Source organism: Pedobacter zeaxanthinifaciens (assembly GCF_003313335.1).
Classification (GTDB): domain Bacteria; phylum Bacteroidota; class Bacteroidia; order Sphingobacteriales; family Sphingobacteriaceae; genus Pedobacter; species Pedobacter zeaxanthinifaciens.
Genome location: NZ_QMHP01000002.1, coordinates 322,442 through 348,046, shown reverse-complemented (window position 1 = coordinate 348,046; position 25,605 = coordinate 322,442). Strand labels below are relative to the sequence as shown.

The following is a 25,605-nucleotide window of genomic DNA, read 5'->3' as shown; positions in this document are numbered from 1 at the left end:
TTTACTTTGTTAAACCTACGATTACGGCGGCGGCACTTAATATGGTTACTAAGATTTGGATAGTTTGTCCGGTAGTGGTTCCAGCACCAAGCTCTCTAACTTTCATTGGCTCTGCGTACAATTGATCGTTAGGCTGGATGAAATAATATGGAGATTTGATGATATCTCTGTTATTAAGGTCAAGCACGTGGATTTTGGTTCCTTCTGGATATTGCCTTAACAATAGCACTTTGTTTCTCTTTGCAACGGTTGTCATATCGCCAGAGTTGGCAATAGCTTCGAAAATGGTGAGGCGTTCTTGTAAGATCACGTACCTTCCTGGTTTGTTAAACTCGCCAAAGGTACTGAACCTAATACCTCCCAATTTCACCTTTACGTAAAGGTTTTCATCGGACGCTTTCTTAAAATACCCCCCTAAACGTTCGGTGATTTTCCTTTCAGTTTCTTCTAAAGTAAGTCCGCCAACGGCAAGTTTACCTATAAACGGCAATTTGATTTCACCCTGTTGGTTTAAAGTGTAACCCGTCATGTAATAGGCATCTCCGCCCGACTGCAACATGCCGCTTTGGTTACCAATAACATTAGGCTCATCGGGGTTTTTCAATCCAAAAACAGCATTCATCTCCGGAATAGAAGTCCGAATTTGAACATCAACGATATCATTATATTGTAATCGGTAAACCGGGATATTATACTGGATTAGGGTATCGTCATTTAGAGCGACATCATTTTTGTTTTTCTGCAGATAAATAATACGCTTATTTGAAATACAGGATGTCATCATCAAAAAACCAGCAAAGCATAAAATGATCCCTAAAGCTTTGGGTTTATTAATATAGTTCATAAAAAAAATGGGAATAGAATAAATACATGTAAAAAATCAACATCACAAGAAAAACACTTCAAACGTGCAGCTACGGCACGTTGCTTGCATAAAAAACTGCGTAACCGCGGCATAAGGCAAAAACACAACTTTAACAATATTTCTATAGGCTGTTGGGGAAGGTACAAATAGTTCCGTTTGCAAAAATACAAAAACTATAAGTTGTAAAAATAAAAGTAAAATAACCTTGCCTACCATTTTATTTATAATTTCTAAAATTGGCAGCGGCAAATGAAATTTCAACGTATCGAGCATACATCAAAAGTATCGCTTTGCGCAGGCACATCAAGATTTAAAGATATGCAATGACATTATTTGTAAATGAAAAGCACCACTTATCTTGCGTCTCATTTTATTTACATTATAAAACATATAAAACAAGGTGTTGAAAAAGCTATTTTCAATTGTATAAATTAGCACGTTGTAAAGTCATTACATCAAAATTTGCTGCTTTAATTTACAACATCAGCTTAAATTAATAAGTGAATTTTATTTTAACTTTGCACCAAGCAAAACATTTAACAAACTATTGCTATAAATTCAAACAATTTCCTGAACACAAATTTGTGCTACAACCCAAGCTGTTGCAATGGGCTTAGCAAAAAATGATGGTAGTAAATGAATTACAAACTAGCAATTAATGAGCGCCTCATAAAAACGAACTATTAAATCATATATGCTAACGAGCAAAACCCCAAAAATTGCCATCATAGGCCTAGGCTATGTTGGATTACCTTTAGCCATTGAATTTGCAAAAAAATATGATGTTTTAGGCTTTGATATTGATGAAGAAAGGGTAAAAGAACTGCAAACAGGGAAAGATCGCACTAAAGAAGCTGACTTATCTGCCCTTAACGATGTGATAAGCAATAAAAAAACAGCTGCAACCGGTCTTTCTTTTTCCTTTGACAAAGCTGATTTAACTACTTACAATGTTTTTATCGTAACGGTGCCAACTCCCATCAACGAGTTTAAAGCACCTGATTTATCACCATTATTGGGCGCATCTAAAATGCTGGGTAGTGTTTTGAAAAAAGGCGATTTGGTAATTTACGAATCTACCGTTTATCCAGGCTGTACCGAGGAAGATTGCGTACCTGTTTTGGAAAAGATGTCGGGGTTAACGTTTAACCAGGATTTTTTCTGCGGCTACTCACCAGAACGTATCAACCCAGGTGACAAAGTTAACACGCTTACCAAAATCAAAAAAGTTACCTCTGGCTCTACACCGGAAATTGCCGACTATGTAGATGAGCTTTACGCTTCAATTATTACTGCTGGCACACATAAAGCGCCAAGCATTAAGGTGGCCGAAGCATCAAAAGCTATTGAAAACGCACAGCGAGATCTTAATATCTCATTTGTTAATGAACTGGCGCTGATATTTGACCGTATGGATATTGACACCAACGACGTGATTGAAGCAGCAGGCACCAAGTGGAATTTCCTTAAATATAAACCAGGACTGGTTGGCGGACATTGTATAGGCGTAGACCCTTACTACCTTGCCCATAAAGCGCAAGCTTTGGGTTATCATCCGCAGGTGATACTTTCTGGCCGAAGGGTAAATGACAACATGGGAAACTTTGTGGCCGAAAAAGTAGTGAAGCTGATGATTGGAAAAGATCAGCGAATAAAAGGTGCAAAAGCACTTATTATGGGTATCACTTTTAAGGAAGATTGTCCAGATGTACGTAACACCAGAATTGTAGATATCTTTTTTGAATTGAAAAAATTTGGTTTAAATGTAGATGTTTACGATCCCATTGCCGACCCTGAAGAAGTTTCGGGAGAATATGGCATTAACATCATCAGCGAGATTGATACCGCCGCATCATACGACGCGATCATTGTTGCTGTAGCACACAAGGCATTTTTAAGCTTGGATTTAAATCAGATAGCAAGCGAACAATGCGTGATTTTTGACACTAAAGCATGCCTTGAACGCAGCTTAGTTGATGCCAGGTTATAAGAACAGCACAAAATGAGTACAGCATAGATAATTGAGTTTAAACACTTAGCTTCATGTAAAATGATTTCTTTCTTTAAAAAAAAGCAAATTACAGATGACCTCAATTGGCTAGGTGTTGATATTCACAACCATTTATTACCAGAAATTGACGACGGAGCAGCAGATCTACAGCAGTCGTTAAATTTCATTAAAAGCTTGAAAAATTTAGGGGTGGAAAACTTTATTTGCACCCCTCACATTTATCCAGATTTATATCCCAACACGCCGATAACCATATCCAGCGCTTTAAACAAAGTTCAGTCGGCTGAAACTTTGGCAATAGCAAGCCACAAAATCTCTGCCGCAGCGGAATATTTTGTTGACGATAATTTTAAGGCCAATGACCAATTGCTGTGCATTGCCGATAACTACTTGCTGATAGAAATCCCTTATGCTTCTGAAGTTAGAAACCTTGAGCAAATCATCTTTGATTTACAGATAAAGGGCTTTAAAGTAATCTTAGCGCATCCAGAACGTTACCTCAATTATTATAAAAACCATGATAGACTTAGCCGTTTAAAAGAACGTAATGTTTTTTTTCAATTGAATTTATTATCGGTAAGCGGCTATTATGGGAAAGATATTCGTCTGTTTGCTGAATATATGCTAAGTAAAAAATGGTACGACTTTGCCGGCACCGACCTTCATCATGAGCAGCACTTAAATGAGCTTACAAAAATCGTAACCAACGGATTCTTATTCAAATCAATAGGCAATTACGCTTTTCAAAACAAGTCTTTACTTTAGTGGGTGGTAATGTGTGTAACCAGGTTTAACCCAAACCTTTTACTCAAACAATACCATGTATTATTACAGCCGTGGCAATTCAAAAATGTGCCAAAATCACTTTTTTTAGCTTTCGGGCACAAACATCATTATTGTTACTTAGTTGCAGCAAACTATCTGTTATTTTAGCATTAAAATAAACCTAATCATTTTATGAAAAAATCACTGACCTTGTCACTTAGCTTTTTGTTGAGCACCCAGCTTTTTGCCCAAGAAAAACCTCAGTGGATGCGCTATCCATCCATATCACCAGATGGAACAAGCATTGCATTTACCTACAAAGGCGATTTGTACCGCGTACCGGCAACCGGCGGTACTGCCCAGCAGCTAACCTTTCACGAAGCTCATGATTTTATGCCACAATGGAGCAAGGATGGAAAACAAATTGCATTCGCTTCGGACAGGTACGGGAATTTCGATGTATTTGTAATGGATAGCAACGGAGGTTCGGCCAAACGATTAACCTTCCACTCTACAGATGAGTTTCCGTTCAGTTTTTCAGCAGATAACCGTTCAGTGGTATTTGGAGCGTCGCGTCAAGATGCCTTTAAGCACCGTCAGTTTCCTACAGGTTCGCAACCAGAATTGTACAGTGTTCCAAGTGTAGGCGGCCGCATCAATCAAATTTTCACCATTCCTGCAGAAGCTGTTCAAAGCAGTAAAGACGGCGCCAAAATGATTTATCACGATAAAAAAGGCGGCGAAAATGAATGGAGAAAACACCACCAATCATCTATTGCCCGTAATATTTGGCTTTATGATAGAAAAACAGATCAACACACGCAACTTACCAGCTTTTATGGCGAAAACCGAAATCCCATTTTTGCAGATAACGAACAAAGCATCTACTATTTGAGTGAAGAAAGTGGCACTTTCAACATCCATAAAATGCCTTTAAAAGAAAAAGCAAAAAGCGAACAAATCACTAAGTTTAAAGGATTTCCCGTTAGATTTTTGAGCGCCTCCAATGCTGGTTTACTGTCCTTCGGTTACGACGGAGAACTGTATACTTTAAAACCTGGTTCAAGTCCGCAAAAAGTCAACGTAAAAATCAACACCCAAGAAAAATCCAACAACGACGGTTTTGCGAGCGTAAATGGAGGTGTTAGGGAAATGTCGGTATCGCCGGATGGCAAAGAAGTTGCATTTATAGCCAGAGGCGAAGTTTTTGTAACTTCTGTAGATGGAAAAATGACCAAACGCATCACCAATACCCCTGAACAAGAACGTTTTGTAGAATTTGCTCCGGATGGGAAGTCGGTAGTTTATGCCAGCGAACGCAACGGCAAATGGCGCATTTACGAAAGTAGAAAACTACGTAAAGAGGAGCCTTACTTTTTTGCTGCTACTTTGCTGCAAGAAAAACCGTTGGTAAGCAATGACAACGACAATTATATGCCTGCCCTATCGCCGGATGGCAAAAAAATTGCCTACATAGAAAACAGAAGATCGTTAAAAGTGATGGAGATAGGCAATAAAAATACCGTGACCTTGCTTAATCCTGATCAGCTGTACTACATGCAAGATGGCGACCAGTACTTTACATGGAGTCCTGATAGCAAATGGTTGTTAGCGACGTACCGTCCCACTATGTCAAACGGTGAGGTTGTATTACTTGACGCTTCTGGAAAACAAGCCATGAGAAACCTAACTAAAAGCGGCTACGGCGATGGCGGTGCTAAATGGGTTAATGGCGGCAAACAGTTAATTTGGTTCAGTAACCGTGATGGTATGAAAGCCCATGCTAACAGCGGTTCATCTCAAAGAGACGTGTATAGCCTATTTTTAACCAAGGATGCTTGGGAACGCTACAACCTCAGTAAGGATGATTTCGCTTTGCTAAAAGATATGGAAGCGACGGAGAAAAAAGCGAAAGATGAAGCGGCAAAAGCAGCAGCTAAAGATCCTAAAGCTAAACCAGCTCCCAAACCAGATTCTACTGTAGTTTTTGAATGGGATGGCTTAGATAGCAGAAAAGCTCGTTTAACCATTCACTCTTCGTCACTGAGTGATGCCGTACTTTCTAAAGATGGTGAAAAACTTTACTACTTAGCTAGTTTTGAAAAAGGCAGTAACTTATGGAGCACCAATTTGCGTACTAAAGAAACAAAAATGGAAATCCCACTGGATGGAATGGGCGGTGCTTTATCTTGGGACAAAGCACAGAAAAACTTGTATCTGCTCAGCGGCGGCCGTATTTCAAAAATCAATCCAGATAATAACAAACGTGAGCAAATCAACATTGAAGGCGAAGTACAATTTGATGGCGAAGCAGAAAGAACAGCGATGTTTGAACATGTTTGGCTACGCAATAAAGCCATGTTTTATACACCAACAATGCATGGCGCTGATTGGGATGCATTGAAACCTGCGTACGCCAAGTATGTGCCACACATTGGTAACAGTTATGAATTTGCCGAAATGCTATCGGAATTATTGGGCGAACTTAACGTGTCACATTCCGGCGCAAGGTACAGCGGTAGCATTCCAAATGCTGATGCAACCGCCTCTTTGGGCATAATAGCAAGTTATAAACATCAAGGTGATGGAATTTTAATCGACGAAATTATTTCTGGTGGACCATTAGACAGATCAAAGTTTAACGTAAAACCCGGGATGATTATCGAAAAAATTGATGGACAGTTAATTGAGGCTAATCAAGATCAAGCTAAATATTTGAACAGAAAAGCAGATCAGTTTACTTTACTGGAAATTTATGATCCTAGCACAAAAGAGCGCCAGCAACTGACCGTAAAGCCTATTAGCTTGGGCGCCGAAAATCAACTACTGTACAGAAGATGGGTGAAAAAGAACCAAGAAGAAGTAGATAGCTTGAGTAAGGGACAACTTGGTTATGTGCATATCCCTGGCATGAGTGATGGCCCATATCGTAGTGTTTACGAGGAAATGATGGGAAAATATGCGGATAAAAAAGCGGTAATTGTAGATACTCGTTTCAATGGTGGAGGCGATTTGGTATCGGATTTGGCGATGTTCTTTACGGGACAAAAATTCCTAGATTATGCAACTGCACAACGTTCTGTTGGCTTTGAGCCCACGTTTAGGTGGACTAAGCCTACACTGGCCATGTTTAACGAAGCCAATTATAGTGATGGTCATTGTTTTTCATGTGGCTATAAAGATTTAGGCATCGGAAAAACGGTAGGTATGCCAGTACCGGGAACTTGTAGTTTTGCAGGCTGGGAAGCACTACCTGATGGTACTAGATGGGGATCAGTTCCAATTAGTGCTAAAAACAAGGCTGGCGAATGGTTAGAAAACAATGAAACAAAGCCTGATATCCAAGTTAAAAATATGCCTGGAATGATAGACAAAGGCAAAGATCAGCAATTGGAAGTAGCCATTGCAGAATTGCTAAAAGTGGTGAAATAATGTACAAAGCCTCGATTTTTATCGGGGCTTTGCCTTTTAATCTTTCCACAGTGTTCGGCAAAATCCACCATAAAACTTAGCTTTGCTATTGAATATGATCGAAATCTTTACAGACGGTGCAGCAAGTGGCAATCCTGGCCCGGGAGGATATGGTGTAATTTTACGCTCTGGCAAACATTACAAAGAGCTAAGCGGAGGATTTAGGCTTACTACCAATAACAGGATGGAGTTACTTGCCGTAATTGTGGCCCTAAAGGCGCTAAAAACTCCTGGTCAGCAAGTAATTGTTTATTCCGATAGTAAATATGTGGTAGATGCAGTAGAAAAAGGTTGGGTTTTTGGTTGGTACAAAAAGGGATTTAAAGATAAGAAAAACAAAGATTTGTGGTTGCAATATCTACAGCAGCACCAATTGCACCAAGTTAAATTTCAATGGATTAAAGGGCACAACCAACATCCCGAAAACGAACGCTGCGACAGATTGGCGGTGGCCGCTTCTCAAGACAAAGCCAACTTAGCTGTTGATACCGTATTTGAAGCCGAAAGAAAAAACGATAATTCATTTTTTTCTTAGCCCTTAATTAGTACTTTAGGCTCACCTAAATGAGCTTTTATGTTTACCTACTGGAATGATTATTACTACATCGTTATTGTTTTTCAGGCAATTGGCGTAATTCACGCACTTAAAACCGGACGAAATCAGTGGATTTATTTATTGATTTTTCTTCCATTAATTGGTGCCATCGCCTATTTCTTTATGGAACTTTTGCCAGATCTGAGACGCGGCACTAATACAAAAGGTATTTCTAAAATTGTCTTCCCAAATAATGAAATCAAGGAATGGGAGCGCAAAGTACAAATGTCCGACAGTGTTACCAACAAACTTGGTCTATCAAATGCTTATGCCGCACAACAGCAGTATGATAAAGCCATTGCACTTTCTTTAGAATGCCTAAACGGCTACTATGCCGAAGACCCGGCAATTTTAATGCAGTTGGCACGCCAGTATTTTTTAAACGAGCAATATCAGGAAAGCATCCAATATTTTAACAAACTTCAGAGCAAAAGTTCAACCAGCCTTAAAACTGTAGAAGATGAGTTGCTTTACGTTAGGGCTTTAGCTGGCGCAGGTGAAACCGAAAATGCCGAAAATGGATTTAAGCGAATCATCAGGGTTCATCATTCTTTGGAAGCCAGATATTATTACGGCCTGTTTTTGAAAGCCGAAGGTAAAAATCAGGAAGCGAAGGAACAGTTTCAATTGATCAGAAGCGAAATAAAACTATTGCCTAGATATGCCCGCAATAGAAATTCGAAATGGCAACGCCTAGCCTTAAAAGAAATGCTAGTCAACAAATAGTGCATAAAAAAGGCTGACTCGAAAAACCAAATTTTCCAAGTCAGCCTTTTCATAAAACAAAAGCTTATAATTTAGCTTGAGTTCGACGCAAGAGAAATAAGCTATTTGCTAGCGATAGCCGCTCAAATCTCCGTTACACTAATTTTCGGTCTTCTATTTTTCGGGTAGCACCGATAAGCCAAAGCATTTCCTTTAAAAGAAACCTGCGAAGCACGCATGAAAACCATTAAAAACAAAATGGCGCTGAATAAATAGGCAACCGAGAGTTTTGCTACTTTTTGCGGTCAAAAAGTAGGGGCTCAGCGGCAGCGAGCTAAGAAAACAAAGTAAATTTTAAATAGACAATGTTTGAAAGTAGCACTTTTCCGAATTAATGTTATTTAATATTTACCGGAACAGACACTTTATCCCAATCCATTGAAAAACCTTTGGCGGTTATTTTGTAAACCAATTTCTCTTGTGTTTCCGTAAGTGCTTTTACCTTTACATCAACCCTCAAGGCATCTTTACTTTCATCGTATTTAAATGCGCCCCACTGTTTAGGTTCTTTATTGAAAATTGCTGTCCAAGTACCATTAGCTCTTGGGATTAAAAAGAAGCTGTATTTACCTGCTGGCAAAGCTTTGCCTTCTACTTTAAGGTCTTTATCAGTTTCAAATGTGGTAGCATCATTAGCACCTGCTCTCCAAACTTTATCATAAGCTTCCAAACCACCCCAAATGGTACGACCTTTTACTGATGGACTTCCGTAGTTGATGGTAATATTGGCACCATTCACCTTGCCAGTTGCACTTTCCGCAGGACTAGCTTTTGGTTTAGCTTGTTGTGCTAGGGCACTAAACGATACCACAAGCATAAACATCACTGAAGTAATAGATTTAATTGTTGATTTCATAAAATTTATCTTAATATCTTTTTATACTAAGTTAATACATTGGCTCATCAATTTTTGTAAAAATTATATGCTCCTAAAAAACAACTCGTTTTATTACGCAGATTTAGTTTCTACCAGTTTTTCTGTAATTTTTTCCACCGGCGAAAATTCGGCCATAAATTCTTCTGCTTTTCGTACCATTTTTGGCGAGCCCACAAAAATTGCCACACGTTGGTGCAACTCAGTCGGTTCAATATCTAAAATCCGGTTTAAACCGTCAGATGCAATGCCGCCAGCTTGCTCAATAATCAAAGCCATCGGGTTACATTCGTAAAGCAGCCTTAACTTACCTTTCGGCGAGGCAGCAGTAGTTGGATAAATATAAATTCCACCTTTAATTAAACTACGGTGTATATCGGCTGCCATTGCACCAATATACCTTGAAGTATATGGACGGTTGGTGGCCTTATCCTCTACCTGCGCATATTTGATATATTTCTTCACTCCTTCCGGAAAATGAACATAGTTACCTTCATTAATGGAGTAAATAACGCCATCTTCAGGAATTTTCATATTGGGATGAGATAAACAAAACTCGCCAATAGACGGATCCAAAGTAAAGCCATTTACACCTTTTCCTGTGGTGTACACCAACATGGTTGATGAGCCGTAAATGATATAACCGGCAGCTACTTGCTCGGTTCCCTTTTGCAAAACGTCATCTAGGGTAGCTGGCCCTTCGGTTGATTTCCTTCTATAAATGGAGAAAATTGTACCAACGGTAACGTTAATATCAATATTTGAGGAACCATCCAAAGGGTCAATACATACAATGTAACGGGCATTTTTGGACACTGGAGAATCAATGCGTACAAAATCATCTTCCTCTTCCGAAGCTACAATACAGCACTCGCCACCACTCGTTAATGCCGATATAAATTGATCGTTAGCATAAACATCAAGCTTTTTTTGCCCCTCCCCTTGTATGTTAATTGTATCCGCATCGCCTAAAATATCAACCAAACCTGCTTTGTTTACTTCGCGGTTTACAATTTTTGCGGCGATACCAATATCCCTTAATAAACGAGAGAGTTCTCCTTTGGCATACGGAAAGTCTGCCTGCTTTTCAATAATAAACTGACCTAATGTTTTAATACCCGACATCATTTTACTTAGTGTACTTTTTACGTTATCTATCTCCTAATTCGATGGCCTCTAAGGTATGGATTTTTTCATCGGAAATGCAAAAACGAATCAAAGTTCTTTTCTTATGCCAGCCGTGTTTTCCAGCCGCACCGGGATTAATATGCAAACATTGTATTTTTTCGTCAAACATCACCTTTAAAATGTGCGAGTGACCAGAAATAAAAAGTTGAGGCGACTTAGTGTAAATTTCTTTTTTAACTTGAGGCGCATATTTCCCCGGATAACCACCTATATGTGTAATCCAAACATCTACTTCCTCGCACTTAAATTTCAAATGCTCTGGAAATTGTGCTCTCACATCAGCGCCATCAATATTGCCATAAACACCCAGCAAAGGCTTAAAAGCCGCTAAAGGTGCAATAACATCGGGTCCAAAATCACCCGCATGCCAAATCTCATCTCTGTCGTCAAAGTATTTAAAAACGGCATCATCAAGGTAACCGTGAGTGTCTGAAATTAAACCAATTTTCTTCATTTTAGGTGTTAGGTGTTAGGTGTTAGGTGTTAGGTGTTAGGAACAACTGCAAACCTAGATGTTTGTTTTTTGAAAAGCAATTTCAATGCAGCTAGGTAAAACCAGCCGGGCTTTCCACTATACCTCTTCTCTTGAAAACTTTCCAAGTGTGAAACAAAGCTTTATTATTAGATGCCTTTAAGATTGCTTCGTGCCTCGCAATGACGATAAAACGCTCTTAATAAACACCTTATCATCCCGAATTACGATAAAACGCTCATACTAAGCACCTTGTCATCCCGAGTTTCGAGGGATCTATTTCTAATACCTAGTAGGATGCCGCTGCAATCCCGTTTAATTAACAAAGGCAGCGCTATAAACTGTGCTAATCACACTACGTCATTGCGAGGCACGAAGCAATCTCTTTAGCCTTAAGATTGCTTCGTGCCTCGCAATGACGATAAAACGCTCATAAAAAAGCACCTTGTCATCCCGAGTTTCGAGGGATCTACTTCAAATACCGAAGAAGATACCAAAGGCAAAAAGGGCCTTAATAAGCTAAAAAGAAATCCTTTAACAACTCCCGATAAGCCTTTGTATACACTTTCTCGCCTTCGTAAATAACAAAATCCGCTTCCTGTAAATCAGCTTTATGCTTACACAAACAAACAATCCTTCTAAATTCAGACTTGGTATTATCAGAACGAAGCTTAACAACTTGTTGCGGAAATAAGCCTAGCTCTTCTCCTCTGGCAACTACATACTCCGCTTGCTTAATAGGCAATACAAACCAAAAACAACCCGCTTCACTCAACAACTCATTAACCTTAGCCAGCAAATCATCAAAAAAAGTCCTACTAGCATGCCTGGCGATTTCCTTTTTCGGTTCAGCATTTTTATAATCGTTCACAAAAAACGGGGGATTGGTTACGATTAAATCGAATTTTTCGGCGTGCTGATATTGTTCAATTGGCACATTATTATTAGTCAATCGTTCACTAAAAACTGAATTCCGAAAGTTATCTCTCGCGGTTGCCGATGCTTGTTCATCAATTTCAACGGCGTGCACCTTGGCCTTTGAAAAGCGTTGCGCTAACATTAACGCAATTACACCAGTACCCGTACCAATATCCAAAATGCGTACAGGATTTTGATGACCTGCAATAGCGCCTAATAACACTCCGTCTGTGTTAATTTTCATGGCACAGCCACTTTGATTTACCTCAAATTGCTTAAAACGGAAGATGTTTTTCATACTGTTAATTTAACCACAACTTGTTCCGATTATTCGGGAAAGGCGCAAAGAACACAAAGATCTTGCAAAATAAACCTATTAACGCCCATAAATTTCTAAAGGCAATCCGTCTGGATCTGCAAAAAAAGTGAACTGCTTACCCGTAAACTCGTCAATCCTAATCGGTTCAGTCACAACCCCTCTTTCATTTAAAACCTGAGCTACTTTTTCAACATCATCAACCTCAAAAGCTAAATGACGCAAGCCGCAAGCCTCAGGCCTAGATGGCCTTTCCGGTGGATTTTCAAAAGAGAACAATTCAATTTGGTAAAGGTCATTTACTGCCAAATCCAATTTCCACGATTTTCTTTCCTCCCTAAAAACTTCTGCTACTACTTTTAAGCCTAGCGTGTTTACATAAAATTCTTTTGAAAGCTCGTAATTGGAGCAAATAATGGCAGTATGATGGATACGATTGAACATCCTTGAATTTATAACTTTAGATTGACGAAGTACGATTAAGATGCCCAAATATCGATCAACTTCCCAACATTACAACTTTCCAATTTTCAACATCCCAAAAACACAACAAATAAAGCCAAAAACCATTGCCTTTTTCGGCTAAAAAAACCTAAATTTGCATCTTCAAAAAATAAGCATGATTCATTTCTTTTTAGGCCAATCTGACGAGGTTTTTGTTTTACAAACCAATCAAACTTTATCCCCAACTGATACAGAAAAATTAGAGTGGCTTTTCGGCGGAGCGACATTGAGCCCCGAAAGTTCTTTAACTGGTTTTTTTGTTGGTCCACGAGCTGCGATGATTACTCCTTGGAGTACTAACGCCGTGGAAATTACACAAAACATGACGCTTGATGGCATCATCAGAATTGAGGAATTTAAAAAGGTTGATGAGGGATTCACTGCATTTGATCCCATGCTTTCTCAAAAGTATAGTGGCTTGGGGCAAGATATTTTCACTATCAACATTAAACCGGAGTCAATTTTAGATATCACCGACATTGCCGCTTACAATAAGCAAGAAGGTTTATCGCTTAGCGACGAAGAAGTTGATTATTTAGAAGGCTTATCAAAAAAATTAGGCCGACCACTTACTGATTCAGAGGTTTTTGGATTTTCACAAGTGAACTCTGAGCATTGCCGCCATAAAATTTTCAACGGCAAATTTGTGATAGATGGTGTTGAGCAGCCAACTTCGCTCTTTAAATTAATTAAGAAAACCTCAGAAACACATCCGAATGATATCGTTTCTGCCTATAAAGATAATGTTGCTTTCGTAAAGGGGCCAAAAGTGCAGCAATTTGCACCTTCAAAACCAGATGAACCATCGTTTTACGAAACCAAAGATTTTGATTCAGTAATTTCCCTAAAAGCAGAAACACATAACTTCCCAACTACGGTTGAGCCTTTTAATGGTGCAGCAACAGGTTCTGGGGGCGAAATTAGAGACCGCCTAGCGGGTGGACAAGGTTCATTACCTTTAGCAGGAACAGCAGTTTATATGACTGCGCTTTCCCGTTTGGAGGAAAATCGTCCTTGGGAAAAAGGCGTGGAAGAACGCAAATGGTTGTACCAAACGCCAATGGATATTTTAATCAAAGCTTCAAATGGAGCTTCTGACTTTGGAAACAAGTTTGGTCAACCCCTAATCACTGGTTCAGTGCTAACTTTTGAACACGACGAACACCTCGACAAGCTAAGTGTGACACCGAGAAAATTAGGTTTTGACAAAGTGATTATGCTTGCTGGTGGTATAGGCTATGGCAAATTGGAGCAAGCTAAAAAACAGGAGCCAAAAACCGGCGATAATATTGTGGTTTTAGGCGGCGAAAACTATAGAATTGGAATGGGTGGTGCTGCTGTTTCTTCAGCGGACACTGGCCAACATGGTTCTGGAATTGAGCTAAACGCAATTCAACGTTCCAATCCAGAGATGCAAAAACGTGCTGCAAATGCAGTTCGTGCTATGGTGGAGAGCGATAATAACCCAATTGTATCTATCCATGATCATGGTGCTGGTGGTCACTTAAACTGCCTTTCTGAGTTGGTAGAAGCTACGGGCGGCAAGATCGATTTGGATAAACTACCAGTTGGCGATCCTACCCTATCTGCCAAAGAAATTATTGGAAACGAGTCTCAGGAGCGCATGGGCTTAGTTATTGGCGACGAGCATTTGAAGACTTTGCAAAAAATTGCTGACCGAGAGCGCTCTCCAATGTACACGGTGGGAAAGGTTACTGGCGATCATCGTTTTACGTTCGAATCGGCAACTACGGGCGCCAAACCAATGGATTTGGCATTGAGCGACATGTTCGGCAGCTCGCCAAAAATGATTATGGAAGACAAAACCGTTAACCGTAATTATGAAGCTGTTACTTACGATCAAAACAAAATAGACGAGTATTTAGAACAGGTGCTTCAACTAGAGGCAGTAGCCTGTAAAGATTGGTTAACAAACAAAGTTGATAGATGTGTTGGTGGTCGTGTGGCAAAACAACAATGTGCAGGCCCTTTGCAATTACCGTTGAACAACGTCGGCGTAATGGCACTTGATTTCCAAGGTAAAGAAGGTATTGCTACTTCGGTGGGCCATGCCCCAGTTTCTGCTTTGATTGATGCTGGTGCCGGAAGTAGGGTTGCTATTGCAGAATCTTTATCGAATATTGTTTGGGCTCCGTTAAAAGACGGATTGAAAAGTGTTTCTCTTTCTGCCAACTGGATGTGGGCTTGTAAAAACGAAGGTGAAGATGCCCGTTTATACGAAGCCGTTCAAGCGTGTTCAAACTTTGCTATCGAATTAGGAATCAATATCCCAACGGGTAAAGATTCGCTTTCGATGAAGCAGAAATACAAAGATGGTGATGTAATTGCGCCTGGAACTGTAATTATTTCAGCCGCTGGTAACTGTAGCGACATTACTCAGGTGGTAGAGCCAGTTTTACAAAAAGATGGCGGAAACATTTACTACATCAATTTGAGTGATGACACTTACAAATTAGGTGGTTCGTCCTTTGCTCAAGTTTTAAACAAAATTGGCAACGAAACTCCCGATATAAAAGATGCTGCTAAATTCAGCGCTGCTTTTAATGCTGTGCAAGAATTAATTAAAGCTGGAAAAATTAAAGCTGGACACGATATTGGCAGCGGTGGTTTAATTACAACGCTTTTAGAATTATGCTTTGCAGATCAAAATTTAGGTGCAGATATTGATTTATCTGGCTTAGGCGAAACTGACGTTTTGAAAGTATTATTTGCAGAAAATATTGCACTAGTTTTCCAAGCGGATGAAAGCGTGGAAGCTATTTTAAATGAGCAAGCTGTTGCATTTCAAAAAATAGGTTCTGTAAATAGCACTGCTACATTGAACGTAACTAACAACGGAGCTAATTACGCTTTTGATATCAATCATCTGCGTGATGTGTGGTACAAAACCTCTTACCTATTAGATAGGAAACAAAGCGGTGAAGTAAAAGCAAAAGAACGTTTCGATAATTATAAAAATCAACCGTTAAAATTCAACTTCCCTACTCAATTTGATGGTAAAAAGCCAGTTATTGATGAGAGCAAACCTCGTCCAAAAGCAGCGATTTTACGTGAAAAAGGAAGTAACTCTGAGCGTGAAGTAGCTAACGCGATGTATTTAGCAGGTTTTGATGTGAAAGATGTTCACATGACGGATTTGATTTCGGGCAGAGAAACTTTAGAAGATATCCAATTCATTGGTGCCGTTGGTGGTTTCTCTAATTCTGATGTTTTAGGATCGGCAAAAGGTTGGGCAGGTGCATTCTTGTATAACGAGAAAGCTCATGTTGCATTGGAGAATTTCTTCAACAGAGAAGATACCTTATCTGTAGGTATTTGCAATGGCTGCCAACTTTTCGTTGAACTTGGTTTAATCAACAAAAACCATGAAGCAAAGCCTAAAATGTTGCATAACGATAGCCATAAACACGAAAGTATTTTTACATCGTTAAAGATTCAAGAAAATAATTCGGTGATGTTATCCACTTTAGCCGGCAGTACGTTAGGCGTGTGGGTGTCGCATGGCGAAGGCAAATTCCAATTTCCTTACGAAGAAACCAGCTACAACGTGGTAGCTAAATATGGCTATGAGCAATACCCTGCTAATCCAAATGGTTCTGGCTTCAACACGGCAATGCTTTGTGATGAAACAGGTAGACATTTAGTGATGATGCCACACATTGAACGCTCGCTATTCCAATGGCATTGGGCAAACTATCCAGCAGGAAGAAAAGATGAAGTTTCACCTTGGATGGAAGCTTTTGTAAATGCTAGAAAATGGATTGAAAAACACCAAAAATAACAAAACAAGCCTCGAGAAATCGGGGCTTGTTTTGTTTTAAATCTCCGCTCCTCCTAGTCGGTAAAAATCTAAAAATTGATTTGCCACCACCGAAGGATGAAACTTTTGTAAAGCATCGGCTTTTATCACTTCGCTATCAAATTTAATTTCACCTGAAGCCACAGCTAACATAGCGGCGGCTAAAGCCTCAACATCATTTGCCGCTATCAAAATACCGTTGCTTTGGTTAATCATTTCCGGAATACCACCAACGCTGGTGGCAATAACCGGAACGCCCAAGCTAAGTGCCTCGGTAATTACCACTGGTTGATTTTCGTAGTCGCTAAATAGAATGATTGCGCTTGCATTGGTCATTGCCTCAACAACAGCAGTTCCATAAATAAATCCGGTAAAAGTGACGTTTGTAAGCCCCAGTTGCTCCGTAATTATTTTCGCTGCTTCGTATTCTTCTCCACTACCTACCATTTTTAAGGAAAAAGAGCATCCTTTACTGTTTAACAACTGCACGGCTTCCAAAATGCCTTTCACATTTTTACAAGCTGCAAAGTTTGAAACATGAACAAATTGTATCGGCAAACTTTCCTTGGATCTATAACCATTAAAAAAAATCGGCTTAGTAACATTTGATATCACTTTAAAATTAGGATGTGCTAAACCATGTCTCAGCATATTTAGCTTTAAATTCTCGGAAACTGCAGTTATTCCGCTTGCTTTCTTTACCACTTGCTTAGTAACGAGTTTCCTCAACCAACCTTGATAGCTATTATCTGCTGGTAAATATCTAGACCAATGCTCGGTGATATAATATGTTGTTTTGCTAAAAAAATTTAACACCAACGGCAAAATTGCGGCTCGAGTTAGTACGTGTACATGGAAAAATGCCGGCTTAGGCTGCTGCTTACGATAAAGAAAATACCCATAAAACTGACCAATAACATACAATGATGCCTTCACAAATTGTGCAATAGCTCCAGTAGATTTTGGCTTTTTAAAGTATTGGATATAGGTATCGATCCCATTCACGTTTGTTTGTTGAAAATCGAAAAGCTTTTCTAAACTTTCGTCACCAAAAACAAGCAACACATCTACCTTTAATTTTGTATTGATAGCCTCGGCATGGCTTCTAACAAAAGAGCCAACGGACAAGTGAGTCCGGTTTGGATACCACGCTGGAAGAAATAAAACAGTTTTCTTCTGATCTATCGCCATAAGGACTTAAAAGTAGAAAAATATATCGACTATAGTGAATTGTAACACAACAATATAATTGGAATTATTTGTATGTTTGAGCTTATGTTGCGCATATTCTTATCTGTTGTTATCACTTGTTGTTTTTTAGGTGTTTTTGCCCAAACACCTTATGGAAATGATTGGATAAATCCAAGTCAGCAATACTTTAAAATTAAGGTAGCTCAAAAAGGCATTTATCGATTAAATTACGCTGCTTTAAATCAGCAAATACCCTCATTAGGTACCATCAATCCAAAAAACTTCCAACTGTTTAAAAATGGAAAAGAAGTAGCAATATATATCCAAGGCGAGGCTGATAATCGCTTCGACAGTAGTGATTTTATTGACTTTTACGGTGAACCTAACGACGGGAGTTTGGATAAAGACCTTTATGTTTCAACAACTGCCCAGCCGCATAGTTACTACAGTTTATTTACAGATACCGCAGCTTACTTTCTCACTTTCACAGCATCAACACCTGGCAAAAGGGTACAAACTTTTCAAGCGCCTAAAACTGGTTTAACAGCCGAAAATTACATTTTACAAGAGAGTTTAGGCATTTATCCAGAAGCATTTTATCAAGGTCGATACATTATAGCCCACATGAGCCTATCCGACTATCAGGAGGCTGAAGGGTTTATGGGCAATACCTACACTTGGGGGCAACAAGTGCGAACGCTCCCTACTCCAAATCTCTTCACTGGCACAGGTGCACCAACCATCAAGTTTGAAACCTATGTGGCAGGAAGATCTGATGCACAATCTACAAATCCTCAAGGTAATAACCACCATTTGCGTATCAGCATTGGCAATGGCGCCAATAATTTCATCAAAAAAGACACTTTATTTAAAGGTTATGGTTTTGCTAAAACCAGCTTTCTAATCGGGGCAAATGAACTAAGTCAAAATACACAGGTAATTTATGAAGCCGTTAATGATATTGGCGCACAAACAGACTATCAAGCTGTTGCTTATGCAAAAATAACCTACCCTCGTACTTTAAATTTATCAGGAAGTAGCAATCTCAATTTTAGTATAAATGGAAGTGCGCAGAACAGGCTTTTAAGCTTCTCCAACAACAATAAAGCGCAACCAATGATATGGGATATGACCTCCAACCAGCGCATAACAGGTGAAGTTGCCGGAAGTACTGCAGATTTTGTACTATCTGCTAACACAGAAAATAGAAATCTTTTTCTCTACGATGGTAACAGCTTTGAAACCCCTGCCTTGACTAAGGTAGAGATGATCAATTTTTCGCCAAGCACGTTTGATAAAAACTTTTTAATCATTACCCATAAATCTCTTTTAAATAGTGCACAAAATTACGCGGCATACCGAAACCAAGGTAGTTACAAATCGTATTTAATTACTACAGAGCAGCTTTATGACCAATTCTATTATGGTATTCATCATCCACTGGCGATAAAAAACTTTGCTAAATATTTGCTGCAGTTTGCCGCTACAAAGCCTCAATACCTTTTACTGTTGGGCAAAGGCATGGAAAATAGTTTGATTAGAGGAACTGGCGGCATTAACGACGATTTAGTTCCGACGTTTGGCTCGCCTCCTTCGGATGATTTGCTAACTGCCAGAATAAACAATACCAGTTTAGCTCCGGCAATTGCTACGGGACGTGTTGGCGCCAAAACAAATCAAGAAGTAGAAATTTACCTAGATAAACTGAAACGTTACGAACAATATCCTAACGAAATCTGGCGTAAAAAATTCATACATGTTAGTGGAGGAAACAATCTCTCAGAAAATTTATCATGGGCAGGCTACCAAACTAACATGTTTAATATGGCTAAAGAGGAGCCTTTTGGCGCAGATACAGTGAATTTCAGTAAAAATGTAACGCTACCTGTAAGCGCTAACCAAAAACAGCAGATTATAGGAGAGATTAACAAAGGCGCTGCTCTACTTTCTTTCTTAGGGCATGGCGCACATCAAGCCACAGAAATTGATTTTGGCAACCCGCAAGAGTTAGATAATAGCAATCAGCTCTTAACGTATCTAGTAAACGGTTGTACTACTGGAAATACCTATATCACAGCGCCTTCATTAGGCGAAAAACACATTTTTTATCCTTCAAAAGGTGCTATTGGGTGGATAGGAACTTCTAGCGAGGGAGTGGCAAGTTATTTATCAAATTTCAGCTCCATTTTTTATCAAAAAGCTTTTACTACCAATTTTGGCGTTTCCATAGCTGAGGCGCTTCGGCTTGCCAAAGGTCAGTATCAAAACGTTAACGACTTGATTAATGTAATGCACACTACGCAATATACTTTTCAAGGCGACCCTGCGGTTAAGTTTTATACGCCAGCCAAGCCTGATTTTGCCATCACTAGCCAAGATTTATTCATTTTTCCATCAAATACCACAGCACTTAGCAGTTCTTTCTCGATCGGAGTAATTGTGAAGAATATTGCAAAGGCCGTAAATCAGCCTTTAAAGGTTGCGATAACACGAACATTGCCAAATAACACTTTGGTAACATTGCCTACGCAAACTTTTACAAAACCAGTTTACAATACAGATACGCTTTACTTTCAGGTTCAAAACAATGACATTAGCTCCGCTGGCGTAAATAGATTCACCGTAACCTTAGATCCTGAAAATCAAATTGATGAACTTGCTAAAACAAACAACACAGCTACGTTTGAGTATTTCTTTGCCTCCAATGGGGTCAATATCATTTACCCTAAACAATATGCTATTGTTCCCAAATTGGATGTAGAACTTGTTGCACAATCAAACGATTTGTTAATTAAAGACGCCAGCTACATTTTCGAGATTGATACTGTAAAAACGTTTAATAGTGCGTGGCTAAAAACTACTAACGTTACGGCTGGTTTCATGCCAAAATGGAAGCCTACGCTTTTAACCAAAGACAATCAGGTGTATTATTGGAGGGTGCGTTTAAATGTAGATATGGATAAAGGTGGCGCTTGGCGTGAAAGTTCCTTTACTTACGTTCAAAACAGCCCTGATGGCTGGAATCAGTCACACTACCAACAGTATCAAAACGGTACATTTACTAGCTTGGAATTTAACAATACGAGTAAGTTGTTAGAGTTTGCCAAAACCGCATTTTACACGGTAATTCAAACCAGGGGCGATGAAGGACCATTAACCGAAGAAAGGCGCTACCGAGCTAACCCAGGCGGTGCATTAGGATTTAACGGCGATAACTTTACAGGGTTCACCATCCTGTCTTTAAATCCTTCTACAATGATATCCTTCAAATATCCGTCGCAGTTTAACTTCTTAAACAACGATGGTTTGGGACAGCCAGATTATTACTCCGGACAGTTCTATTTCAATACTAATATTCCGGCAGAAGTTGATAGTTTGATTAGCTATATCAATAAAGTACCAAATGGCTACTACGTAATTGGCTATAACGGATATGGCATTAATTTATCGGCTTTACCTCAAGCCGCAAAAGACGCATTTTTAAAAGTTGGCGTTGTAAATATTGGCAATATACCTGCTGGAGAACCTTATATGTTTTGGGGAGAAAAAGGTATGGCGCCTGGACAAGCAATTGAAAGAACCTCAGATTTGGGGAGCAGTCAGCCGGCTAGACAACAAGTCATAAGATTTGATAAAAGCTACCCTTACCCCCTAACTAGCGGTAGCTACGTTACTGAAAAAGCCGGCCCTTCTACAAAATGGTACAGTGCAAGCTATGATGTAGCTAAAAGTACCAACGACCAAACTTCTTTTGATTTGATTGGCTACAGGACAGATGGTTCCATGCAAATACTGCAAACGGGCTTAAGCTCAAACACCGTAGATTTGAGTACCTACGATGCAAAAACTTATCCCCAAATGGCTATTAAAGCTAACTTTGCTGATGAAATAGATAGAACACCACCACAATTGCTGAAGTGGAGATTCATTTACGACGAAGTTCCTGAAGCAAGTATCAACCCGGAGTTGAAATACAGTTTTTATAAAGATAAAATCCAAGAAGGTGATAGTGTAAAATGGGACATTGGTTTTCAAAATCTTTCTAAATATAAATCGGATTCTGTACATGTATTTTATACCTTAACAAAACCAGATCGAAGTACGGTAAACATCAAAGTTGGAAAAATTGAAGAGTTGGCTGCTGGTGCAAATGCCACTTTTAGCTTTAAAGTGCCTACTCTTGGTTTGGTAGGTAGTAACATGCTAAAATTAGATTTTAAACCAATTAACAATAACGATAGCTATAGTTTTAATAATTTCATCCAACAGAATTTTAGCGTAATTAAAGACAATAAAGAACCAATAGTTGATGTTGCTTTTGATGGTAAACATATCATGAATGGTGAAATAGTTGCGCCTCAACCAAATATCATGATCAATTTAAGTGATGAAAATTCATACATCTTACTAAAGGATACCACTGTAATGAACATTTACTTAAAGTCTGAAACGGGCAACTACAAACGTGTAGCTTTTAGCAGTGGATTATTAAATTTTACTCCGGCCAGTTCAAATAACAATAACAAAGCCTCTGTAGCGTATAAACCTGCTAAATTAGAAGATGGCATTTACACGTTAATGGTTGAAGCTAAAGATGCAAGTGGCAATATCAATGCATCAAATAATTACACCATTGATTTTGAAGTTATAAACGAATCTGCGATTACACATTTCTACCCTTATCCAAATCCGTTTACTACCAAAATGAAATTTGTTTTTACCTTAACAGGTGATAAAGTACCGGATAAAATAAAGGTGCAAATTATGACGATTAGTGGAAAAATTGTGAGGGAAATTTTCAAAGAAGAACTTGGAAACATCAAAATCGGCAATAATATTTCGGATTTTACTTGGGATGGAACAGACATGTATGGCGACCGTTTAGCCAACGGTGTTTACTTTTACAAAGTGATTGTAGAAAACAACGACAAATCGGAAATTAAGCACCGAAAAACATCAACAGATAGCTTCTTTAAACAAAATACTGGTAAAATTTACCTGATGAGATAATGTGCGGAATTACTGGGTTTATTGATTATCAAAATACCATTGGTGAGGAGATTTTGATTGCGGCTTCGACAACGCTACGCCACCGCGGCGGCGATGGTTACGGGCATATATACGAAAAGCATGAACGGTATAATGTTGGCCTAGCTAATGAGCGCCTGGCAACCATTGACACCTCAACATCCGGCATTCAGCCTTTTACATCGCTATGCGGAAATTACACCATTACATTTAATGGCACCATATACAATTACCTAGATTTGCGAGCGTCTTTAATTAAATACGGTGTTGCCTTTAATACGCTTTCTGATACCGAAGTATTAATTGAATGCTATAAAAAATGGGGACATCAATTATTTGAAAAAATAGATGGCGCATTTGCCTTTGCTATTTTAGATCGCACAAAAAAGCAACTTTTTTTAGCCAGAGATTCGATGGGCGTGAAGCCGTTATACTACTATAAAGACAAAAATTTCTTTGTATTTGGTTCGGAGTTAAAGGCTTTACTACAGTATCCGATAGCTAGAGAAACTAATATTAAAGCGCTTGAGCAGTATCTCAAAAACGGATATTTTATTGGCAGCGAAACTATCTTTCAGCAAATTTATTCCTTTAAAAAACAACATTATTTTATCATCGACCTAAATAGTGGCAACTTTTTGGAGCATCAATTTGAAACAAATAACATTGAGTTTGAAGGAATTTTAGAAAATGAAACCCAAATAGTAGAAAAGCTTGATGATTTGCTAACGGAATCGATATTAAGACGTAACGTGGCGGATGTGAATGTTGGTGTAATGCTAAGTGGAGGATACGACAGCGCCACTGTTGCTGCCATTTTGCAAAAAAATCAGGCGAAGAAACTGCGTACTTTTACCTTGGGTTTCGAAAATAAGAAATTTGACGAGGCGCCTGCCGCAAAGGAAATTGCCAATTATCTGCATACCAACCATAGCGAATACTACATCAATAATGCTGGCGCTATTGAAATGCTAGAGCGTTTACCCGATATTTTCGATGAGCCTATGGGCGATAGCGGTGCAGTTCCTTTGGCATTTTTAGCTAGCAAAATTGCTAAAGAAGACATTAAAGTGGTACTGGGTGCAGAGGGTGGAGATGAACTGTTTGCAGGTTATAAAAACTACCAAAGGGCTATTTGGCTTTACAGGAAATCCAAAAACATGCCCAAAATATTTAAAAAAACGTTAATTAATCTCTCAAAAACTAGAAAAAACAAACTTAGAGATGTGCTATTTGCCGATAGCCTAACTGGAACCTACCAAGCGCTAACAGATTACTATTCTTCAATAGAAATTAATCAGTTGCTAAAACGAGAAGTGGTATCGGCTCAAAAGAAGGTAAGTGGAGAAACCATTAAATCCCTCCTTGATTTTGATTTAAACAACTACCTACCTAATGATTTGCTATTGAAATCAGACAGAATTACCATGCATTTTGGAATTGACAATAGAGATGCACTTTTAAAAACTGACTTGGTACATTTTACTGAAAAGCTAGATGACAAATGGTTTATAAAGGATAATCAGTTGAAGTATTTGCTAAAAAAAGTGAGTCAAAAATATATTCCGCAAAGACTAATGGATCGTCCTAAGAAAGGATTTAGCATACCTTTGGTAGAATGGCTTAACGGCATTTACAAGCCCTATTTAGAGCAATATTTATCTCCAGAAAATTTAGATAAACACAGATTTTTCGACATCATTGAAGTTTTCAAAATAAAAAACAGATTTTACAATAATCCAAATAATACCGATGCCCGTAAATTATGGTTGCTACTACAGTTTCAAATGTGGTACAATCGTTATATTGGCTAAATTCCGGTAGCTACAACGATTCTTTTTAAAGCATAAACTATCCGTTTTCGAATTGCGTCGATTATAGTTCTCTTTCTGCTATATTTAGCAACATTTGCCGTTCGCAAATTGGCTTTGAACCTAGATTTGAATAATGAGATAGACTCCATATCCGCTCCCAGCAGATCAACATATTCAAAACCTTGAGATTTTAGGTTCATAAAAAGATGATGGTACAAAACGGAGTGCAAAGAGGCAACTTGCGCTGTATGAACCTTATTTTTAAGGATTGTATATGCTATCCTATTTTCCTTATCGATAAATAATATATGCGATACCACAAGTCGATTCTCTGCATAGCAACTGAAACAAGTTAGGTAGCTAGTACCAGACAATTGGGTTATTAAGTCACTTATTTCGGTAATCGACTTTTTAGAATATAATTTAAGATCAACAAATATCTGTAGGTTAACATCTAAGATTTCTTTGGTAAGCAGCTCTTCTTTAAACACATACACAGAATTACCAGAGAGCTTTTCAATGTTTTTATTTACATCTTTAGCATATTCAAGCTCATTTAATCCTTTGATGTAAGTAAATCTATTGTCTATATCAAAGCCAGCCCATAGAAAAGGCCGAACGTCGGATATAGTCGGTGGGATTCTAATATCTACACTACTAAAGCTCAATTTAAGCTTTCTTAGAAAATCAGAAACATATTCACAGTATTTTGTATCTCCTAATGCTGGATCTACCCACAATGCTGAATAGAAGAAATGAATTGGACTTATAATCCGTTTCGATTTAACTAGAGCGAGGAAACTTATGGCAACCTTACCTTTTTTCTCAAAAACTAGGTAAGCTGCAGTACAGCCATGTTTACGCACTAAAGCATTTACAACTTCTGGCTGTTCATTAAATAAAAGCTTTCTTTGTCTCTCAATTTTTAAAACCCATTCATTTCGGCTCAGCAGCTTAAGCATCAGTTTTATTTATTTGTCTATAAAACTACATTAATTTAGAAGTTTA

The 25,605-nt window shown here is 38.7% G+C and carries 16 protein-coding genes; 8 read left to right on the top strand and 8 right to left on the bottom strand.

From position 1 onward, the window contains the following. Position 1: 1 nt before the first annotated feature. Positions 2–844, bottom strand: a complete 843-nt coding sequence (locus DUT68_RS04070; protein ID WP_198659532.1) for a polysaccharide biosynthesis/export family protein — start codon at positions 842–844, stop codon at positions 2–4. A 715-nt stretch (positions 845–1,559) separates the two neighbouring features. Here DUT68_RS04070 and DUT68_RS04060 point away from each other — a divergent pair. The 5 genes from DUT68_RS04060 to DUT68_RS04040 all read left to right on the top strand — a co-directional run bounded on the left by DUT68_RS04060 (position 1,560) and on the right by DUT68_RS04040 (position 8,433). After that, complete coding sequence (locus DUT68_RS04060) at positions 1,560–2,855, top strand: nucleotide sugar dehydrogenase (RefSeq protein WP_113635990.1); 1,296 nt, start codon at positions 1,560–1,562, stop codon at positions 2,853–2,855. A 60-nt stretch (positions 2,856–2,915) separates the two neighbouring features. Further along, positions 2,916–3,641: a tyrosine-protein phosphatase gene (locus DUT68_RS04055; protein WP_113635988.1), complete on the top strand. Its 726-nt coding sequence runs from the start codon at positions 2,916–2,918 to the stop codon at positions 3,639–3,641. 192 nt (positions 3,642–3,833) lie between these two features. Continuing rightward, positions 3,834–7,073: a S41 family peptidase gene (locus DUT68_RS04050; protein WP_113635985.1), complete on the top strand. Its 3,240-nt coding sequence runs from the start codon at positions 3,834–3,836 to the stop codon at positions 7,071–7,073. Positions 7,074–7,167: 94 nt separating this feature from the next. Then, positions 7,168–7,647: a ribonuclease HI gene (rnhA, locus tag DUT68_RS04045; RefSeq protein ID WP_113635984.1), complete on the top strand. Its 480-nt coding sequence runs from the start codon at positions 7,168–7,170 to the stop codon at positions 7,645–7,647. Between the two features lie 39 nt (positions 7,648–7,686). Then, the gene (locus DUT68_RS04040; protein WP_113635982.1) at positions 7,687–8,433 is read left to right on the top strand and encodes a hypothetical protein; all 747 of its coding nucleotides are present in this window, start codon (positions 7,687–7,689) and stop codon (positions 8,431–8,433) included. Between the two features lie 376 nt (positions 8,434–8,809). Here DUT68_RS04040 and DUT68_RS04035 read toward each other — a convergent pair whose 3' ends face one another. The 5 genes from DUT68_RS04035 to gloA2 form a co-directional block, all read right to left on the bottom strand. Next, positions 8,810–9,328, bottom strand: a complete 519-nt coding sequence (locus DUT68_RS04035) for a DUF2911 domain-containing protein (protein WP_113635980.1) — start codon at positions 9,326–9,328, stop codon at positions 8,810–8,812. A gap of 93 nt (positions 9,329–9,421) precedes the next feature. Further along, positions 9,422–10,471, bottom strand: a complete 1,050-nt coding sequence (fbp, locus tag DUT68_RS04030) for a class 1 fructose-bisphosphatase (protein ID WP_113635979.1) — start codon at positions 10,469–10,471, stop codon at positions 9,422–9,424. 25 nt (positions 10,472–10,496) lie between these two features. After that, complete coding sequence (locus tag DUT68_RS04025; protein ID WP_113635977.1) at positions 10,497–10,988, bottom strand: metallophosphoesterase family protein; 492 nt, start codon at positions 10,986–10,988, stop codon at positions 10,497–10,499. A gap of 529 nt (positions 10,989–11,517) precedes the next feature. Beyond that, positions 11,518–12,222, bottom strand: a complete 705-nt coding sequence (locus tag DUT68_RS04020) for a tRNA1(Val) (adenine(37)-N6)-methyltransferase (RefSeq protein ID WP_113635975.1) — start codon at positions 12,220–12,222, stop codon at positions 11,518–11,520. 78 nt (positions 12,223–12,300) lie between these two features. Continuing rightward, entirely contained in the window at positions 12,301–12,684 is a 384-nt protein-coding gene (gloA2, locus tag DUT68_RS04015; RefSeq protein WP_113635973.1) for an SMU1112c/YaeR family gloxylase I-like metalloprotein, read from the bottom strand. Positions 12,685–12,859: 175 nt separating this feature from the next. Between gloA2 and purL the strand changes: the two genes are divergently transcribed. Beyond that, positions 12,860–16,546, top strand: a complete 3,687-nt coding sequence (gene purL / locus DUT68_RS04010; protein ID WP_113635971.1) for a phosphoribosylformylglycinamidine synthase — start codon at positions 12,860–12,862, stop codon at positions 16,544–16,546. Positions 16,547–16,582: 36 nt separating this feature from the next. Here purL and DUT68_RS04005 read toward each other — a convergent pair whose 3' ends face one another. Beyond that, entirely contained in the window at positions 16,583–17,755 is a 1,173-nt protein-coding gene (locus tag DUT68_RS04005) for a glycosyltransferase (protein WP_113635969.1), read from the bottom strand. Between the two features lie 84 nt (positions 17,756–17,839). Between DUT68_RS04005 and porU2 the strand changes: the two genes are divergently transcribed. Beyond that, on the top strand, positions 17,840–22,765 hold the full coding sequence (porU2, locus tag DUT68_RS04000; protein WP_214608396.1) for a putative type IX secretion system sortase PorU2: 4,926 nt from the start codon (positions 17,840–17,842) through the stop codon (positions 22,763–22,765). After that, entirely contained in the window at positions 22,765–24,597 is a 1,833-nt protein-coding gene (gene asnB / locus DUT68_RS03995; RefSeq protein WP_113635966.1) for an asparagine synthase (glutamine-hydrolyzing), read from the top strand. Before porU2 ends, asnB begins: the two co-directional genes overlap by 1 nt. On the opposite strand, the gene DUT68_RS03990 is transcribed toward asnB, so the two are convergent. After that, complete coding sequence (locus DUT68_RS03990; RefSeq protein WP_113635964.1) at positions 24,594–25,559, bottom strand: hypothetical protein; 966 nt, start codon at positions 25,557–25,559, stop codon at positions 24,594–24,596. The genes asnB and DUT68_RS03990 overlap by 4 nt on opposite strands. Positions 25,560–25,605: the final 46 nt, after the last annotated feature.

Excerpts from the sequence above, each read along its gene's own strand:
- DUT68_RS04070 (WP_198659532.1), bottom strand. The coding sequence starts at position 844 with ATGAACTATATTAATAAACCCAAAGCTTTAGGGATCATTTTATGCTTT.
- DUT68_RS04060 (WP_113635990.1), top strand. The coding sequence starts at position 1,560 with ATGCTAACGAGCAAAACCCCAAAAATTGCCATCATAGGCCTAGGCTAT.
- DUT68_RS04055 (WP_113635988.1), top strand. The coding sequence starts at position 2,916 with ATGATTTCTTTCTTTAAAAAAAAGCAAATTACAGATGACCTCAATTGG.
- DUT68_RS04050 (WP_113635985.1), top strand. The coding sequence starts at position 3,834 with ATGAAAAAATCACTGACCTTGTCACTTAGCTTTTTGTTGAGCACCCAG.
- rnhA (WP_113635984.1), top strand. The coding sequence starts at position 7,168 with ATGATCGAAATCTTTACAGACGGTGCAGCAAGTGGCAATCCTGGCCCG.
- DUT68_RS04040 (WP_113635982.1), top strand. The coding sequence starts at position 7,687 with ATGTTTACCTACTGGAATGATTATTACTACATCGTTATTGTTTTTCAG.
- DUT68_RS04035 (WP_113635980.1), bottom strand. The coding sequence starts at position 9,328 with ATGAAATCAACAATTAAATCTATTACTTCAGTGATGTTTATGCTTGTG.
- fbp (WP_113635979.1), bottom strand. The coding sequence starts at position 10,471 with ATGTCGGGTATTAAAACATTAGGTCAGTTTATTATTGAAAAGCAGGCA.
- DUT68_RS04025 (WP_113635977.1), bottom strand. The coding sequence starts at position 10,988 with ATGAAGAAAATTGGTTTAATTTCAGACACTCACGGTTACCTTGATGAT.
- DUT68_RS04020 (WP_113635975.1), bottom strand. The coding sequence starts at position 12,222 with ATGAAAAACATCTTCCGTTTTAAGCAATTTGAGGTAAATCAAAGTGGC.
- gloA2 (WP_113635973.1), bottom strand. The coding sequence starts at position 12,684 with ATGTTCAATCGTATCCATCATACTGCCATTATTTGCTCCAATTACGAG.
- purL (WP_113635971.1), top strand. The coding sequence starts at position 12,860 with ATGATTCATTTCTTTTTAGGCCAATCTGACGAGGTTTTTGTTTTACAA.
- DUT68_RS04005 (WP_113635969.1), bottom strand. The coding sequence starts at position 17,755 with ATGGCGATAGATCAGAAGAAAACTGTTTTATTTCTTCCAGCGTGGTAT.
- porU2 (WP_214608396.1), top strand. The coding sequence starts at position 17,840 with ATGTTGCGCATATTCTTATCTGTTGTTATCACTTGTTGTTTTTTAGGT.
- asnB (WP_113635966.1), top strand. The coding sequence starts at position 22,765 with ATGTGCGGAATTACTGGGTTTATTGATTATCAAAATACCATTGGTGAG.
- DUT68_RS03990 (WP_113635964.1), bottom strand. The coding sequence starts at position 25,559 with ATGCTTAAGCTGCTGAGCCGAAATGAATGGGTTTTAAAAATTGAGAGA.